This is a genomic window from Streptomyces xiamenensis, assembly GCF_000993785.3.
GTDB lineage: Bacteria > Actinomycetota > Actinomycetes > Streptomycetales > Streptomycetaceae > Streptomyces > Streptomyces xiamenensis.
On sequence record NZ_CP009922.3, the window covers coordinates 1,670,051 to 1,686,050 of the forward strand.

Consider the following 16,000-nt stretch of genomic DNA (forward strand, 5'->3'; position numbering starts at 1 on the left):
CTCAATTCCTGGTGGCGGGGTCGTCGTCCTGGTCGGCGTCCTGCTCGCGGCGGGCGTTGCTGTCGCCGGGGCCCGGGGACTCGCCCGGTGTGGTGCGGTTCTGCACGCCGCCGTCCTCGCCGCCCTCCTCGGTGCCGTCCTCACCCTCGTCGCCGGTGCCCGACCCGTCGCCCTGGTCGGTCTTGTCGGTCTTGTCGCCCTCGTCCTCCGCGGACTTCTTCTCGTCCTCGGGCCGGGGCGGCAGCACCGTGTCACGCGGGTTGTCGCGCGGCGGTTCGACGACGACGCCGACCAGGTCGAGCCGGGTGAAGGCCACGTACGGGCGGACCTGGACGGTACGGGTCAGGTCGCCCGCCGTGCGGTCCACGTTGATGACCTCACCGACCGGGACGCCCGGCACGAACGGCTTGTCCTCGGCCGAGCCGAAGGTCACCAGCCGGTCGCCCTTCTTCACCTGCGCGGCCTGGTTGAGCAGTTGTACGTCGAGCGCGTTGTCGCCGCGCCCGGTGGCGAAGCCGAGTTCGTCGCCGCCCTCCAGACGGGTGCCGACCGTGAAGCCGGGGTCGTTGGCGAGCAGCACGGTAGAGGTGCTGGGGCCCACGGTGGTGACCCGGCCCACCAGGCCGTCACCGTTGAGGACCGTCATGTCGCGGGCGATGCCGTCCCTGCTGCCCGCGTCGATCGTCACCGTCCAGGAGAAGCCCTGGGTGGCGCCGATGGCGATGACCTGCGCGCCGACAATGCCGTACTGGCCGGCCCCGGCGGTCTGGAGCAGATCATCGAGCTGCTGTATGCGGGAGTCGCGGTGCGCCTCGCTGCCCAGTTGCTGGCGCAGTTCGGCGTTCTCCCGCTCCAGTTCACTGATGCGGTCGTGCCGGCCGCCGGATTCCCGGACCGCGGCGATCGCGTTCCCGACCGGGTCGACCGCCGAGGCGACGCCGTTCTCCACGGGTCCGAAGAAGGCCGCGGTGGCCTCTCTGGGCCCGTTGAGCGGGGAGTTGTCCCCACCCCTGATGTCCATCGTGATCAGCGCGAAGGCGATGGATACCAGCAGGACGAGAAGCAGTCGGCTCTCTCGTGTGTCCCTCACGTGCGGCGGCCGTGCCTTTCTGGAACAGGTAGTCGTTCAGGTCCTGCGCCGCCGACGGTCCGCCGCGTGGACTCGTGTGGTCCACGCGGCGGATCGCGGCTGCGGATCACCCCCGTCTGGGGGCACCTCCCGGCCGGGGATGGTCGTCCGGCCGGGCTGTGGCCGCGATCAGCGGCGGGGTTGGGCGTCCAGCACCTGCTGGAGCGCCTCGAACTCCTCGACGCACTTGCCGGATCCCAGCGCCACCGAGTCCAGCGGGTCCTCGGCGATGTGGATCGGCATGCCGGTCTCCCGGCGCAGCCGTTCGTCCAGGCCGCGCAGCAGGGCACCGCCGCCGGTCAGGACGATGCCGCGGTCCATGACGTCGCCGGACAGCTCGGGGGGGCACTTGTCCAGCGTCGTCTTGACGGCGTCGACGATGGAGTTGACCGGCTCCTCTATGGCCTTGCGGACCTCGGCCGAGGAGATCACCACGGTCTTGGGCAGCCCGCTGACGAGGTCGCGGCCCCGGATCTCGGTGTGCTCGTCCTCGTCCATCTCGTAGGCCGAACCGATGGTGATCTTGATGCTCTCGGCGGTGCGCTCGCCCAGCAGGAGGCTGTACTCCTTCTTGATGTGCTGGATGATCGCGTTGTCCAGCTCATCGCCGGCCACCCGGATGGACTGCGCGGTCACGATGCCGCCCAGCGAGATGACCGCGACCTCGGTCGTACCGCCGCCGATGTCCACCACCATGTTGCCGGTGGCCTCGTGGACCGGGAGCCCGGAGCCGATCGCGGCCGCCATCGGCTCCTCGATGATGTGCACCTGGCGGGCACCGGCCTGGGTGGACGCCTCGATGACCGCGCGCCGCTCGACTCCCGTGATACCCGAGGGCACACAGACGACGACCCGGGGGCGGGCGAGATAACGCCGCTTGTGGATCTTGAGAATGAAGTAGCGGAGCATTCGCTCCGTGATCTCGAAATCGGCGATGACCCCGTCTTTCAGGGGGCGGACCGCGACGATGTTGCCGGGGGTCCGGCCGATCATCTTCTTCGCCTCGGCGCCGACCGCGAGAATGCCACCGGTGTTGGTGTTGATGGCGACGACCGATGGCTCATTGAGTACGATCCCGCGACCCCTGACGTACACCAGCGTATTGGCCGTCCCGAGGTCGACTGCCATGTCACGTCCGATGAACGACATATTGTTCGCCATAGGGATACATCTGGCCTTCCAGCTGGAGCGATGTGGGCGGGAGGTCGGCACGGGGGTGCGATGAACGAGGCACGCCTGGGGGTACTCCCTCGCCCGGACGGAGTCCGGGGGAGAGTGTGGCGGCTGATGCCATCGTATCCACGGCCGGTCGAACACGGAGCGCCGGAGCGCCGCTTTCGCCATTGTCGCGGGAACCGTGCCCGCCCTCCATCATGGTGACGTCGTGTTCGGGTGACGGGTTCCCTCGTTCGACTGTACATACCACAAAGGCGGAATGCGTTCAGGCTGGTGCCGCTGATCGGACCCCGTGTCGGACTGACGGGGATTCAGCGGTGATTCAGGAGCGCCCGGGGAAGAAGATTTTCAGCTCGCGTTCGGCGGATTCTTCCGAGTCCGACGCGTGGATGAGGTTCTCCCGGACGATCGTCCCGAAGTCACCGCGAATGGAGCCGGGGGTGGCGGTGATCGGGTCGGTGGGGCCGGACAGCGTCCGCAGCCCCTCGATGACCCGCTCGCCCTCGACGGTCAGCGCCACCGACGGGCCGGACGTCATGAACTCCAGCAGCGGCTCGTAGAACGGCCGGCCCTTGTGCTCCGCGTAATGCGTCTCCAGCGTGGCCCGGTCCAGGGTGCGCAGTTCCAGCGCGGTGATGGTCCAGCCCGCCTTCTTCTCGATGCGGCCGACGATCTCACCGATCAGGCCCCTCCTGACCGCGTCCGGCTTCAGAAGGACAAGGGTGCGCTGGGACATGGGGTGGCTCCTGGGGAAACGAATCCGGGGAAGTACCGGCACCTTACCCGGGATATCACCGCCCTCCCGCACCCGGCCCGGGGCTACGGGGCCGCAGCGGCGGCCCCCGCGGCGTGCGCGGCCTTGATCTCGTCCACCTTCCGGCCGAAATGGACCGATGCCCACCACAGGCCCGCGAAGATCACGCCGAGCACGAACATCGCCGGCACGACGACACCGCTGGCGATCAGCGCTATCTGCAGGGCCCAGCCGAACTGCACCCCACCGGGCCGGGTGACCAGGCCGCACAGCAGCAGGCACAGCACCATGGCCGTCCCGCTCACCGCCCAGATCGTGGTCGCGGAGGTGTCGGTCAGCCGGACCGCGACCAGCGCCGCGAGCCCGATGACCAGCACCTCGGAGATCAGCGTGGAGGAACACAGCGTACGCATCAGCGGTCCCCCGCTTCCCGGCCCGCGCCGCCGGGCCGCTCCGGGCCGCGCAACAGCATTCTGGCTTCCCCGACCGTGATGACGGATCCGGTGATCAGCACCCCGGCGCCCGCGTACTCGTCCTCCTCCTCGGCCAGCGAGATGGCCGCCTCCAGGGCGTCGTCCAGGCGCGGCTCGACCTGTACCCGGTCCTCGCCGAAGACCTCCACCGCGACGGCCGCCAGCGCGTCCACGTCCATGGCACGGTGACTGGCGTTCCGGGTGACCACGACCTCCGTGAAGATCGGCTCGAAGGCCTCCAGCAGCCCGGTGACGTCCTTGTCGGCGCTGGGGCCGACCACGCCGATGAGCCGGCTGAAGCCGAACGCCTCCGTCACGGCCGCGGCCGCCGCCTGCGCGCCGCCCGGGTTGTGCGCGGCGTCCAGCAGCACCGTGGGGCTGGAGCGCACCACCTCAAGGCGCCCCGGCGAGGTGACGGCGGCGAACGCGGCGCGCACCACGTCGATGTCCAGCGTCGCGGACGCCTGGGTGGCGCCGATGCCGAAGAACGCCTCCACCGCCGCCAGCGCCACCACCGCGTTGTGCGCCATGTGCTCACCGTGCAGCGGGAGGAAGATGTCCGGGTACTCGCCGCCCAGCCCGCGCAGCGTCAGCAACTGGCCGCCCACCGCGATCTCGCGGGAGACCACGCCGAACTCCATGCCCTCACGGGCCACGGTGGCGTCCACCTCGACGGCCCGGCGCAGGATCACCGAGGCCGCCTCGATCTGCTGCTGGGCCAGCACCACGGTGGCGTCCTGCTTGACGATCCCGGACTTCTCCACCGCGATCCGCTCCGGCGTGGGGCCGAGCCGGTCGGTGTGGTCCAGGCTGATCGGGGTGATGACGGAGACCCCGGCGTCCAGCACGTTGGTCGCGTCCCAGGTGCCGCCCATGCCGACCTCGACGACCGCCACATCCACCGGGGCGTCGGCGAACGACGCGTACGCCATGGCGGTCAGCACCTCGAAGAACGACAGCCGGTACTCCTGGCGGGCGTCCACCAGCTCCACGTACGGCTTGATGTCCTCGTAGGCGGCGATGAACCGCTCGGCGGACATCGGGGCGCCGTCCAGGCTGATGCGCTCGGTGATGGACTGCACGTGCGGGCTGCTGTACCGGCCGGTGCGCAGCTCGAAACCGCCCAGCAGCGCCTCGATCATCCGGGCCGTGCTGGTCTTCCCGTTGGTGCCGGTGATGTGGATCGAGGGGTACGCGTGCTGGGGCTCGCCCAGCACGTCCATCAGCGCCTTGATCCGCTCGACGGAGGGGTCGAGCTTCGTCTCGCCCCAGCGCTTGGACAGCTCCGTCTCGACCTCGCGCAGCGCCCGGTCCACCTCCGGGTCGGCGGGCCGCTCCGGCACGCCGTCCCCGGTGGGCGGGCCGGCCTGGGTGCGCAGCGTGCGGCTGCCGGCCTCGATCACCGCGAGATCGGGGTCCCGCTGTGTCTCGGCGCCGATCAGCTCCTCGAAGGCGGCGGCGTCGAGATTCTCGGGAGTGCCGGCATCGCCGGATTCGCCGGAGTCGGGGGGCTCGGGGCGGGAGTGCTCAGTCACGATGCCAGTCTACGAACCCCCACCGACACTCACCGCCCCTTGTCCGGATCGGTACCCGGGTGAGAGGTGGCGGCGGGCTCCGCACGGCCGGTGCGGACGTCCGCGACGAGCTGCCCGTCCCGCAGCGTCAGCACCCGGGAGCAGCGCCCGGCCACCGCCTCCTCGTGGGTGGCGATCAGCAGGGTGCAGCCGTGCTCGGCGGCCAGCCGCTCGATCAGGTCCATGACGCGGGTGCCGGTGGCGGAGTCGAGATTGCCGGTGGGCTCGTCGGCGAGCAGCAGCCGGGGCCCGGCGATCAACGCGCGGGCGATCGCCACTCTCTGCTGCTGGCCGCCGGAGAGCTGGGAGGGCAGCGCCTTCTCCCGGCCCGCCAGGCCGACCGCCGCCAACAGACCGGTGGCGCGCTCGACACGGTCGAACGGCGTGTCGGCCCTGCGACGCGGCAGCAGCGGGGCCAGCACGTTGTCCAGCGCGGTGAGCGCGGGCAGCAGATGGAAGCGCTGGAAGACGAACCCGACCCGCCCCCGGTAGCGGGCCAGCTCGCGGCGGCCGAGTGCGGTGATCTCATCCTCCCCCACCCGGATCACGCCCTCGTCGGCGCGCTCCACGGCGCCGACGAGGTGCAGCAGGGTGGACTTCCCCGAGCCGGAGGGGCCGGTCAGCGCCACCGACTCGCCGGCCCCGATGTCCAGGTGCACCCCGTCCACGGCCGTGATCCGGTTCTCGGGGCCGGAGCCGAACGTCCGGCGCAGGTCCTTGACGGTCACCGGGACGCCCCCGGGTCCTGGGATGTTCATCGGGCGGCCTCTCGTGGGATGTGCGGGTCGTGGACGGTCACGGATGTCACTGACGGCTGAGCAGGGCGGCCAGCGGCAGGCCCCGTACCAGCCGGACCGGGAAAAGCGAGGCGGCCATCGCGAGCCCCACCCCGCCGGCCGCGGCGCCCAGCGCGGTGGCCAGTACGCCGGTGGGCAGTGCGCCCACCACCCACGCCACCAGGCCGGCCCCGGCGGCGGCCCCCAGGATCGCGCCGGCCGCGCCCAGCAGCGCGCCCTCGGCCAGCACCAGCCGGGTCAGCGCGCGGTCGCTCCAGCCGGTGGCGCGCAGCACGGCGAGTTCGGCGTCGCGTTCACGCATACCGACGTACAGGACGTCGGCGAGCGCGAAGGCGCCCAGCAGCACGGTGAGCGCGACGGCGGCGATGTCCACGGCGCGGATCTCCAGCGTCACCGCCGCCCCGAGCAGGGTGCCGGCGGCGGCGCCCTGGAAGTGCCACAGCACCGCGGTGACAAAGGTGAGGGCGGCGATGCCGACGGCGAGGGAGAGCACGGCGAGGGCAGCGCGTACCGGCACCCGGGTCACGTTCGCGAGAGCCAGCGCGGCCACCGAACGGCGGGCCCGTGCCCGCCGCCCGGCCAGCACCGGCGGGCGCAGCACCCCGGCGGGCCCGATCCGGGCGGCGCGCAGGGCCGGTCCGAGCGCGGCGAGCAGGGCGAGGGCGACGACGAGCGGCACGGTCAGCAGGACGAGGGCGGGCCGTACCGTCAGCCCGGTGAGCCCGGCCAGCGAAGGGGCCAGGACGGCCGCGAGCACGGCGGCGGTGGCCGCGACGGCGGCGACCTCGCCGAGTACGAGGGCGGCGAGCCGGCGCCCGGACCAGCCCAGGCAGGCCAGCATGCCGAGTTCGGCACGCCGGGTGCGGACGGAGGCGGCGACCAGGTTGCCGGTGAACAGCGCGCACACCAGGAGCACCAGGCCGGACAGCAGCACGCTCTTGCGGTCCGCCTCCTGGACGAGGGTCACAGCGGCGCCCTTGCGGGTCCAGTGCTCCTCGATCAGCAGGTCGGGGCGGCCGAACTGTCCGGCGGCGACCTCCACCTGGCGCGGCGCGGGCGAGGAGCCGACGGTGATGTCCACGGTGAGCCCGGTGCCGGTGGCGATGCGTTCGGCGACCTGCCGTACCCGCTCCTGGGAGGCGTCGTCCAGTCCGGTCACCCCCTCCACGCGGACCCGCACGGCGGACAGCGGTGCGGCGGCCTGCGGGGAGGCGGGGTGCAGCAGGTAGTCGAGGGAGGCGAGGTTGGTGAGCAGCTGGGGCGGGGTGGCGAGATACCCGGTCGGGTTGCTGTTGGGCAGCCAGGGCCGTTCCCCCAGCAGCTCCCGCGACCGCTCGTCCGCCCCGGAGGCGGCGGCGGGGCGGTAGGACTCCAGGGGGACCTCGGAGAGTTCGGAGAACTCCTGGACGTTGCCGGGGTCGAAGGTGCCGACGGCGTTTCCGCCGACGCTCGCCAGGAGCTCGGTGGTGCCATACAACTGACGGAATCCGGTGTCCCGGGTGAGCCACGGCGGCACGCCCTCCCCAAGAAACACTTCCGTCGTCCAGCTGTTCCGGGTGTTCTGGTCGGTGGTGCCGGGCCGCAGGACATCGGTACCGGGCCGGTACACCGGCGGGTCAGCCTGTTGGAGTCTGTTGAACCACACTCCGAAGTCATCCCGTTCCACCACGCCGGCATAGGCGGTCGCGTAGTCCCTGATCTCCGATCCGAGCGACTCGACCGGCACCTGCGGCAGTTGTTGTTCCATGTCGGCGGATGTTCTGCCGGGCAGGTCGGCGGCGTCCATGGTGAGGCGGCCGACATCGACGCGTACGGACTCCTCGGTCTGCGGCTGTGATGACACCAGCATCGGTATGTCGACCCGATCCATCCCGGGGTGCCCGTCCGTCACCTGCGGTGGGTCGGCGGTGAGATAGTCACCCTTCACCATGGCCGAGTCGAGTCCGACCAGAGCTGCCTCGGACGCCGGATCGATGGCAGCCGCCAGCAGCGTCGTGGGCCAGGGGATCCGCATGACGGCCCGTTCGCCGACCTTCGGGTGGTCGACCTCGCCCGTACCGGTGGTGGAGAAGGATCCGTCCTCCCGCCACTCGACCACGATCAGCCGGTCCCGGCCTTCGGACGTCAGTGGATCGGCACGGTGAGCGTAGTGGTCGAGTCGGCACAGAGGCAGCACATCCCCAAGGGGCAGGATTTCCGCGGCCGGACGACTGTCCTGGCAGCCGCCTGTGTCGATGCGCAGCACTTCGCCGTCGAGCAGATAGCCGTCCTCCAGCATCACTCCATCCGAGAACGGAACCTTACGGGGCTCCAGGACGCGATTCTTGGTGACGTACACGAAGTCCGGCCCGGGATCCAGCGCCTGGGTCAGCCCACGATCGGCGGTCCAGGTGCGGTCCAGTCTGAGCAACTGCTGGTCCAGAGCGGGATCCAGCGACTCCGTGATGTCCACGTCGATCCACAGATCCGTCCTGTGGTAGCCCAGCATGGCGATCGGGGCCGCTACCTCCACTCCGTCAAGGGCGGCTATGCGCTCCCACTCCTCCAGGGTGATCCCGCCGAACTGGGCGGACAGAAAGTTCGGCCGCACCTCACCCGCCTGCGCTTCCAGTTCGCTGGTGGCGTCCACCGGGCGGACCAGGATGTCGTACGCGGCCCGGAAGTTGGCGTCCGCCGTGGCCTGCACCCGCAGCCGGGAGGTGTCGACGGAGCCGGTGAGCAGGACGAACCCCATGCTCGCCACCAACACGCCGGCGAGTAGCGTCACCGCCCGTGCGGAACGGCGGCGCAGTTGTTGGGTGATCAGGGCGAGCACGGGATCCTCAGGGGTGGGATGACCAGGCGGTCACGGAGTCTTGTAGCAGCAGCCGGACGGTATCCACGGGCAGGTGGGGCACTCCCGCTTGCGGTTGTTCCAGATGTTGGCCCCCGGGTACCCGGGGCACGCGGTGCCCACCTGGCAGTCGTACTGCGCCGCGGCCTCTGTCGTGGCCGATGGCAGTACGCGCCGCAGGGCGGCGTCGGCGAGCTGGTTCAGCAACTTCATCGTTCTCACCCTTCCTGTGTTCCGGACGGCGGACCGGCGGGCCGCCGTTCCTCGTGGCGGACACCGTAGAGACCCCGCGCACACAGTCGGTACACCGGACACCGCTCCGTCCCTCGAAACGCTTCGACAGCACGGGCCCGTCGACCGGCCGGAAACGGGGAGCCGCATCCTGCCCACACACACCGGTTCACAGGTGAAGCGCTTCACCTCTATGGTCGGACCTTGCGTCACCGGCAACATTCGTTCCGTAGTTCCCCAGGGGTGGGAGAAGTCTTCGATGATGCCCGAACCACGACTCGTGTTCCGGCTGTTGGGTCCTGTGGAGATCTGTACCGGGGAGGGGAAGCCACCGCCGCGGGTCGGGAAGCCGCAGGCCGTGCTCGCCGTGCTGCTGCTGCGGCCAAACCAGGCGGTGTCCTTCGACACCCTGTGCGAGGCGCTGTGGGACGGCGAACCGCCGCGGTCCGCGCTGTCGAACCTGCGCACCTACGTCCACCGGCTGCGCCGGGCCCTGCCCGGCGACGGCGCCGACATCCTGCTCAGCCATCCGGGCGGCGGCTACGAGTTACGCCTGTCCCCGCACGACAGCGACCATCTGGTCTTCGGCCGGCTCGTGCACCGGGGCCGCAATCTGCTCGCCGCCGCTGACCCGCGCGGAGCCGCCGTCGCCCTGCGCCGTTCGCTGGAGCTGTGGCGCTCCGAGCACGCCGCCACCGGCCTTGACCGGCGCGGGCCGCTCGCCGCCGAACTCGCCCACCTCGACATCAAGCGGCTGCGCGCCCTGGAGGATCTGGCTGGCATCTGGCTCGAACTAGGCGAACCGCGCCGCGCGCTGGACACAGCCTGGCAGGCCGTGACCGCCGACCCGCTGCGCACCCGCGGCTGGCAGTACGTGCTGCGCGCCCACCACCGGCTCGGCGAGCACGGCCGACTCACCGAGTCGTACGCCCTGGCCCGCGCCGCCTTCCGGGACGGGCTGGGCCGCGATCCGGATGCCGAACTCGCACAGCTCTGCGAGCGCTTGATGTATCGGCCATATGCGGGGGCCTCCTAACGTACGGGCCCGGCCGGCCGGAGCGGCCGGAGGTCGAGGTGTGGAGGCGGGCCGATGGCGTATGTCCTGCTGAGCTGCCAGGTGTTGCTGGCCGTGGTCTTCCTGGTGTCCGCGACCGGCAAGCTGCGCCCGGCCGGGGTCCGCGCCCTGCGTCGTACCCTGCGCGAACTCGGCCTGCCAGCCCGCCTGATCCCGCTCACCGCCACCGCTGTCATCACCGCCGAGGCCGCCGCCGGTCTGCTGGTGCTGCCGACCCCCACCGCCCCCTACGGCCTGGTACTCGCCGCGCTGCTGCTGGCGGCTCTCACCGCCGGAGTGGCCCGGGTGGTGATCGGGCGGCGTGCGGTCAGCTGCGCCTGTTTCGGGCCGAGTGTCCGGCCGCTGCGCGGCGTCCATCTGGTGCGCAACGGGCTGCTGCTGCTCGCCGCCGGGTGCGGCCTGGTGCTGCTGCCCGCCGCCGGGCCGGCGAACGCCGAGGTACTGGCCGTGGCGGTCGCGGTCGGCTCGGTGGCCGCGCTGGTGCTCATCGGGCTGGACGACATCACGGAGCTGTTCTTCCCGTCCACGATCAGGAGGCGCACGTGATCGCCCTGGTGCTGTCCGTCCTCGCGCTGGCTGTCACCGCGCTCAATCTGCTGCTGTGCTACGGCATCATCCGCCGGCTGCGCGCCGAACCGGCCCACGGCCCGTCTGCCACCGATGACACGGTCACCGGCCCACCCGTCGGCGTCCCCATCGTGCTGCCCGCCGGGTCACCCACCCTCGTCGGCTTCTTCTCCCCGGGCTGCGGCGCCTGTGAGGACCTGCTGCCGGCGTTCACCCGGGCCGCCGAGGCGCATCCGGGCGGTACGAAGAAGGTCACCGCCGTGGTCGTCGAGGTGGACCCGGACTCCGACAGCCGGACCTACCTGGACGTGCTGTCACCCGTCGCCGAGGTGCTACGGGTCCCACTGAACTCACCCTGGGTCTCCGCTTTCGGCGTGGACGGCTTTCCCCGTGTGCACGCCCTTACCGAGGACGGCGCGCTGCGCTGGTCCGCCGTGGGCCCGTCCGACCTCGAACGGCGGCTCACGGGATGAGGGAGTCCGCCCGTACCGCGTTCTCGCTGGCACTGCGCGCCCGCCCCGCGGTGCTCGCCGCGACCCTCTTCCTCACGGTCGTGGAGGCGCTGATCCCGGTGGCCGCCGCCTGGCTCACCGCACGCCTCGTGGACGGGCTGACGCGCGGCGAGAGCACCCTGACCGGGTACGCGTCCGCACTCGCCGCCTGCGGGATCCTGGCCGCCCTGCTGCCGTACCTCCAGCGGCTCGCCCAGGGCGAACTCGCGCGCGCCGTCGCCCGGCAGGCGCAGAACCGCCTCTTCCGCGCCGTCACCGCCCAGCCCGGCCTCGCCTGGTACGAGAACCCCGACCGGCTCACCCAGCTGCGCCAGGCCCAGGATTGCGGTCAGCACGCCCCGACCGATCTGCTGGACTGCGCGATGGCGCTGGTGCGCTCGGCACTCACGCTGCTCGGCTTCGCCGCCGTGCTGATCGGCATCCATCCGCTGCTGGCCGTGCTGGTGGCAGTGGGCACCGTACCCAAGCTGCTCGCCGAAATCCGGGTGGCCCGGGCCAGGGCGGGCGCCGTACATGGACTGACCGCGCACCAGCGGCGCGAGGTCTTCTACATGATGCTGCTGGCGGACGCACCGGGCGCCAAGGAGGTTCGGCTGTTCGGCATCGGCGATCTGCTGCGTCGCCGGATGATGGCGCAGCGGCACGCCGCCGACCGGGAGCGGCTGCGGCTCGATGTGCGCGCGTTGCTGCTGAACGGGCTGCCGACGGTGATCACGGCGGGCGTGGCGGCGGGTGGCCTGCTGTGGGCGGTGGGCCGGGTCCGGGACGGAGCGCTGAGTGTCGGCGAACTGACGCTGGTCGTCACGGCGATCGCCGCCGTGCAGAGCACGCTGGGCACCCTCGTCGGGGCCGTCGCGAACGGGCACCAGCACCTGCTGGTCTTCCGCGCCTACACGGAGCTGGTGACGGCGCCGCCCGTCCTCACGACGCGCGAACCGGCCCGGCCGATCGGCCCGTTGCGCGGGGCCGTGGAACTGCGCGACGTGTGGTTCCGGTACGGGCCGGACCACCCGTGGATTCTCCGGGGCGTGAACCTGCGCATCGCGGCCGGCGAGTCCCTGGGCCTGGTCGGGGTGAACGGCGCGGGCAAGAGCACGCTGATCAAGCTGCTGTGCCGGTTCTACGACCCGGAGCGCGGTAGTGTCCGCTGGGACGGCACCGATCTGCGCGACATCCGGCCGGAGGCGCTGCGCGAGCGGCTGAGCGTCGTCTACCAGGACCACATGAGCTACGAGATGACGGCGGCCGAGAACATCGGGCTCGGCGACCCGGAGCGCGCCCACGACCAGCGGCGCGTGGCGGAGGCGGCACGCCGGGCGGGCATCCACGACGTGCTGGCGGCGCTGCCGGCCGGGTACCGGACCATGCTCAGCCGCGGCTACTTCGGGGAGAGCGGCAAGGACGACGGCGTGGTGCTGTCGGGCGGGCAGTTCCAGCGCCTGGCCCTGGCCCGGTCCATGATGCGCGAGGACCGGGACCTGTTCGTCCTGGACGAGCCGACGTCCGGCCTCGACCCGCTCGCCCAGGCGGAGGTCGGCCGGCTGATCCACCACCACGGCGCGGGGCGCACCCGGGTGCTCGTCTCGCACCGGCTGAGCGAGATCCGCGACGCCGACCGGATCGCGGTGCTGGCGGACGGCCGGATCGCCGAACTCGGCACCCACGAGCACTTGCTGGCGGTCGGCGGCCATTACGCGGCGGCCTTCCGCAGCCAGGCCGCCGGTTTCCAGCTGGACGGCGTGTGACCGGGCGCCGGGGCAGGCGGGGACGGTGGGCTGGGGGTACCCGCGGACGACGTCCGGGGAAGGCTGCTGTGCCCGCGGTCATCGCCGGCGGCGCACTGGTCGTGTGGGCACGCCGGGCGTTCCTGTACAGCACCGTCGAGGGGCACAGCATGGAGCCCACCCTGTACGCCGGTGACCGGCTGCTGGTGCGGCGGGTGTCGGCGAAGCGGCTGCGGGTGGGTGATCTCGTGGTGTGCCCCGTGCAGTTGCCCGGTGGCGCCGTGTTCCTTGCCCCGCCCAGGGAGACCCTCCCCCGGCTGTGGGTGAAGCGGCTGGCCGCGCTGGCCGGTGATCCGATGCCGCCGGGCATGGTGGCCGCCGGATACAACGGGACGGTACCGCCGGGTGCCGCCGTGCTGCTCGGCGACAACCCGGCGGCCAGTACCGACTCGCGGGCCGTGGGCCCCGTCCCCCTGGGGCCGGTGCTGGGACGGGTGGTGTGGCGGGCCGGGGTCAGCCGGGGAGGTTCGCCAGCTGCGCGGTCAGGCGGGTGATGTCGGCCTCGGCCGCCGCCTTGCGGGTCTTGATCTTCTCGACCACCTCGGCCGGAGCCTTGGCCAGGAAGCCCTCGTTGCCCAGCTTGGCCGTGGCCTGCTTCAGCTCCTTCTCGGCCACGCCCAGGTCCTTCGTCAGCCGCTTGCGCTCGGCCTCGAAGTCGATGGCACCGGACAGGTCCAGGGACACGACGGCGCCCGCAACCGGCAGCGAGGCGGTGGCCGCGAAGCCCTCGCCTGCCGGGTTGAGGCGCAGCAGCGCCCGCACGGCCTCCTCGTGCGCGGTCAGGCCGGTGCCGGACAGGTCCAGGGTGGCCGGCACCCGCTGCCCCGGCTGGAGACCCTGGTCCGCGCGGAACCGGCGGACCTCGGTGACCAGCTTGCGGACAGTGGCGAGTTCGTCCTCGGCCGCCGCGTCGCGGAAGCCGCTGTCCTGCGGCCAGGAGGCGATGACCAGCGACTCGCCGCCGGTGAGGGTGGTCCACAGCTCCTCGGTGACGAACGGGATCACCGGGTGGAGCAGCCGGAGCGTGGCGTCCAGGACCTCGCCGAGCACCCGCCGGGATGCCTCGGCGGGGCGGCCGCCGGCCGCGAAGACGGTCTTGGACAGTTCGACGTACCAGTCGAAGACCTCGTCCCACGCGAAGTGGAACAGCAGATCGCTGGCCTTGGCGAACTCGTAGCTCTCGTAGGCGGCGTCGGCCTCGGCGATGACGGTGTTCAGCCGGGACAGGATCCAGCGGTCGGTGGCCGACAGTTCGGCGGTCTCCGGCAGCGGGCCCTCCACGGTGGCGCCGTTGATGAGCGCGAACCGGGTGGCGTTCCAGATCTTGTTGGCGAAGTTGCGGGAGGCCTGGACCCAGTCCTCGCCGATCGGCACGTCCGCGCCGGGGTTGGCGCCGCGGGCCAGGGTGAAGCGGACGGCGTCGGCACCGTACTTGTCCATCCAGTCCAGCGGGTCCACCGAGTTGGGGTTGGACTTGGACATCTTCTTGCCGAACTCGTCGCGCACGAGCCCGGTCAGCGCGATGGTGTGGAACGGCTCCTTGCCGTCCATCGCGTACAGGCCGAACATCATCATCCGGGCGACCCAGAAGAAGATGATGTCGTGGCCGGTCAGCAGGACGTCGGTGGAGTAGAACTTCTCCAGGTCCGGCGTCTGCTCGGGCCAGCCCAGGGTGGAGAACGGCCACAGGCCGGAGGAGAACCAGGTGTCCAGGACGTCGCTGTCCTGGGTCCAGCCCTCGCCGCTCGGCGGCTGCTCGTCGGGCCCGACACACACCGTCTCGCCGTCGGGGCCGTACCAGACGGGGATGCGGTGGCCCCACCACAGCTGGCGCGAGATGCACCAGTCGTGCATGTTGTCGACCCAGTCGAAGTAGCGCTTCGACAGCTCCGGCGGGTGGATGGCGACCCGGCCGTCGCGCACCGCGTCACCGGCGGCCTTGGCCAGCGGCTCGACCTTGACCCACCACTGCATGGACAGCCGCGGCTCGACCGTGGTCTTGCAGCGCGAGCAGTGGCCCACGGAGTGCATGTAGGGGCGCTTCTCCGCGACGATCCGGCCCTGTTCACGCAGCGCCGCCACGATCGTGGAGCGCGCCTCGAAGCGGTCCAGACCCTCGAACGGGCCGCGCACGGTGATCACACCGCGCTCGTCCATGACGGTGAACGAGGGCAGGCCGTGGCGCTGGCCGATGGCGAAGTCGTTGGGGTCGTGGGCCGGGGTGACCTTGACCGCGCCGGTGCCGAACTCCGGGTCGACGTGGGCGTCGGCGACGACCGGGATGCTGCGGTCGGTCAGCGGCAGCTTGATCCGCCGCCCGATGAGGTGGGCGTACCGCTCGTCGTCCGGGTGGACGGCCACGGCGGTGTCGCCCAGCATCGTCTCGGCGCGGGTGGTGGCCACCACGAGGGAGTCCTCGCCGTCGCCGTAGCGGATGGAGACCAGCTCGCCGGCGTCCTCCTGGTAGTCGACCTCGATGTCGGAGATCGCCGTCATGCAGCGCGGGCACCAGTTGATGATGCGCTCGGCGCGGTAGATCAGCCCGTCGTCGAACAGCCGCTTGAAGATGGTGAGGACGGCGCGGGAGAGCCCGTCGTCCATGGTGAAGCGTTCACGGGACCAGTCGACGCCGTCGCCGAGCCGCCGCATCTGGCCCAGGATGCGCCCGCCGTACTCCTGCTTCCACTTCCAGACCCGCTCGACGAACTCCTCGCGCCCCACGTCGTGGCGGGACTTGCCCTCCTCGGCGAGCTGCTGCTCGACCTTGTTCTGGGTGGCGATGCCGGCGTGGTCCATGCCGGGCAGCCACAGCGCCTCGTACCCCTGCATCCGCTTGCGGCGGGTGAGGGCGTCCATGAGGGTGTGCTGGAAGGCGTGGCCCAGGTGGAGCGTGCCGGTGACATTCGGCGGCGGGATGACGATGGTGTACGGGGGCTTGTCGCTGGAGGCATCCGCCTCGAAGTAACCGCGCTCTACCCAGCGCTCGTACAACGGCCCCTCTACCTCGGCCGGCGCGTACTGCGTCGGGAGTTCGGTGGCGGCGCTGTGGGGCCCGGGGGTGGCGGGCGGCTGAGTGTTCTCGGTCACGGAGCCCA

At 71.5% G+C, this 16,000-nt stretch carries 14 protein-coding genes; 5 read left to right on the forward strand and 9 right to left on the reverse strand.

All coding sequences use genetic code 11. The annotated features are described in order from the left end of the window. Position 1: 1 nt before the first annotated feature. The 8 genes from mreC to SXIM_RS27305 form a co-directional block, all read right to left on the reverse strand. Entirely contained in the window at positions 2-1,090 is a 1,089-nt protein-coding gene (mreC, locus tag SXIM_RS07605) for a rod shape-determining protein MreC (RefSeq protein ID WP_046723375.1), read from the reverse strand. Between the two features lie 168 nt (positions 1,091-1,258). Beyond that, positions 1,259-2,278 (reverse strand): rod shape-determining protein, encoded by a 1,020-nt coding sequence (locus tag SXIM_RS07610; RefSeq protein WP_030725649.1) that lies wholly within the window; start codon positions 2,276-2,278, stop codon positions 1,259-1,261. A gap of 349 nt (positions 2,279-2,627) precedes the next feature. After that, the gene (ndk, locus tag SXIM_RS07615) at positions 2,628-3,041 is read right to left on the reverse strand and encodes a nucleoside-diphosphate kinase (protein WP_030725646.1); all 414 of its coding nucleotides are present in this window, start codon (positions 3,039-3,041) and stop codon (positions 2,628-2,630) included. Between the two features lie 83 nt (positions 3,042-3,124). Then, positions 3,125-3,472, reverse strand: coding sequence for a DUF4233 domain-containing protein (locus SXIM_RS07620; RefSeq protein ID WP_030725643.1), 348 nt, complete (start codon positions 3,470-3,472; stop codon positions 3,125-3,127). Then, positions 3,472-5,067 carry a bifunctional tetrahydrofolate synthase/dihydrofolate synthase gene (folC, locus tag SXIM_RS07625; RefSeq protein ID WP_046723377.1) on the reverse strand — a complete coding sequence of 532 codons (1,596 nt, stop codon included), beginning with the start codon at positions 5,065-5,067 and terminating at the stop codon, positions 3,472-3,474. The genes SXIM_RS07620 and folC overlap by 1 nt, the downstream gene beginning before the upstream one ends. Positions 5,068-5,096: 29 nt before the next feature. Then, on the reverse strand, positions 5,097-5,864 hold the full coding sequence (locus SXIM_RS07630) for an ABC transporter ATP-binding protein (protein WP_046723380.1): 768 nt from the start codon (positions 5,862-5,864) through the stop codon (positions 5,097-5,099). A 46-nt stretch (positions 5,865-5,910) separates the two neighbouring features. Beyond that, the gene (locus tag SXIM_RS07635) at positions 5,911-8,718 is read right to left on the reverse strand and encodes an FtsX-like permease family protein (protein ID WP_046723381.1); all 2,808 of its coding nucleotides are present in this window, start codon (positions 8,716-8,718) and stop codon (positions 5,911-5,913) included. Positions 8,719-8,748: 30 nt separating this feature from the next. Continuing rightward, positions 8,749-8,949, reverse strand: a complete 201-nt coding sequence (locus SXIM_RS27305; protein WP_030725627.1) for a hypothetical protein — start codon at positions 8,947-8,949, stop codon at positions 8,749-8,751. Between the two features lie 280 nt (positions 8,950-9,229). On the opposite strand from SXIM_RS27305, the gene SXIM_RS07640 reads away from it, so the two are divergent. The 5 genes from SXIM_RS07640 to SXIM_RS07660 all read left to right on the forward strand — a co-directional run bounded on the left by SXIM_RS07640 (position 9,230) and on the right by SXIM_RS07660 (position 13,399). Continuing rightward, entirely contained in the window at positions 9,230-10,003 is a 774-nt protein-coding gene (locus tag SXIM_RS07640; protein ID WP_158707961.1) for an AfsR/SARP family transcriptional regulator, read from the forward strand. Between the two features lie 54 nt (positions 10,004-10,057). Then, positions 10,058-10,588, forward strand: coding sequence for a MauE/DoxX family redox-associated membrane protein (locus SXIM_RS07645; RefSeq protein ID WP_046723383.1), 531 nt, complete (start codon positions 10,058-10,060; stop codon positions 10,586-10,588). Next, entirely contained in the window at positions 10,585-11,082 is a 498-nt protein-coding gene (locus SXIM_RS07650) for a TlpA family protein disulfide reductase (RefSeq protein ID WP_046723384.1), read from the forward strand. Before SXIM_RS07645 ends, SXIM_RS07650 begins: the two co-directional genes overlap by 4 nt. Further along, entirely contained in the window at positions 11,079-12,866 is a 1,788-nt protein-coding gene (locus SXIM_RS07655; protein ID WP_046723386.1) for an ABC transporter ATP-binding protein, read from the forward strand. The genes SXIM_RS07650 and SXIM_RS07655 overlap by 4 nt, the downstream gene beginning before the upstream one ends. Before the next feature lie 68 nt (positions 12,867-12,934). Beyond that, a complete protein-coding gene (locus SXIM_RS07660; protein ID WP_030725612.1) occupies positions 12,935-13,399 on the forward strand; it encodes a S26 family signal peptidase in 465 nt (154 codons plus the stop codon). On the opposite strand, the gene SXIM_RS07665 is transcribed toward SXIM_RS07660, so the two are convergent. Beyond that, complete coding sequence (locus SXIM_RS07665) at positions 13,359-15,992, reverse strand: valine--tRNA ligase (protein WP_046723388.1); 2,634 nt, start codon at positions 15,990-15,992, stop codon at positions 13,359-13,361. The genes SXIM_RS07660 and SXIM_RS07665 overlap by 41 nt on opposite strands. Positions 15,993-16,000: the final 8 nt, after the last annotated feature.

Coding starts and splice junctions, on each gene's coding strand:
- ndk (WP_030725646.1), bottom strand. CDS start 3,041: ATGTCCCAGCGCACCCTTGTCCTTCTGAAGCCGGACGCGGTCAGGAGG.
- SXIM_RS27305 (WP_030725627.1), bottom strand. CDS start 8,949: ATGAAGTTGCTGAACCAGCTCGCCGACGCCGCCCTGCGGCGCGTACTG.
- SXIM_RS07620 (WP_030725643.1), bottom strand. CDS start 3,472: ATGCGTACGCTGTGTTCCTCCACGCTGATCTCCGAGGTGCTGGTCATC.
- SXIM_RS07655 (WP_046723386.1), top strand. CDS start 11,079: ATGAGGGAGTCCGCCCGTACCGCGTTCTCGCTGGCACTGCGCGCCCGC.
- SXIM_RS07630 (WP_046723380.1), bottom strand. CDS start 5,864: ATGAACATCCCAGGACCCGGGGGCGTCCCGGTGACCGTCAAGGACCTG.
- SXIM_RS07645 (WP_046723383.1), top strand. CDS start 10,058: ATGGCGTATGTCCTGCTGAGCTGCCAGGTGTTGCTGGCCGTGGTCTTC.
- SXIM_RS07640 (WP_158707961.1), top strand. CDS start 9,230: ATGCCCGAACCACGACTCGTGTTCCGGCTGTTGGGTCCTGTGGAGATC.
- SXIM_RS07610 (WP_030725649.1), bottom strand. CDS start 2,278: ATGTCGTTCATCGGACGTGACATGGCAGTCGACCTCGGGACGGCCAAT.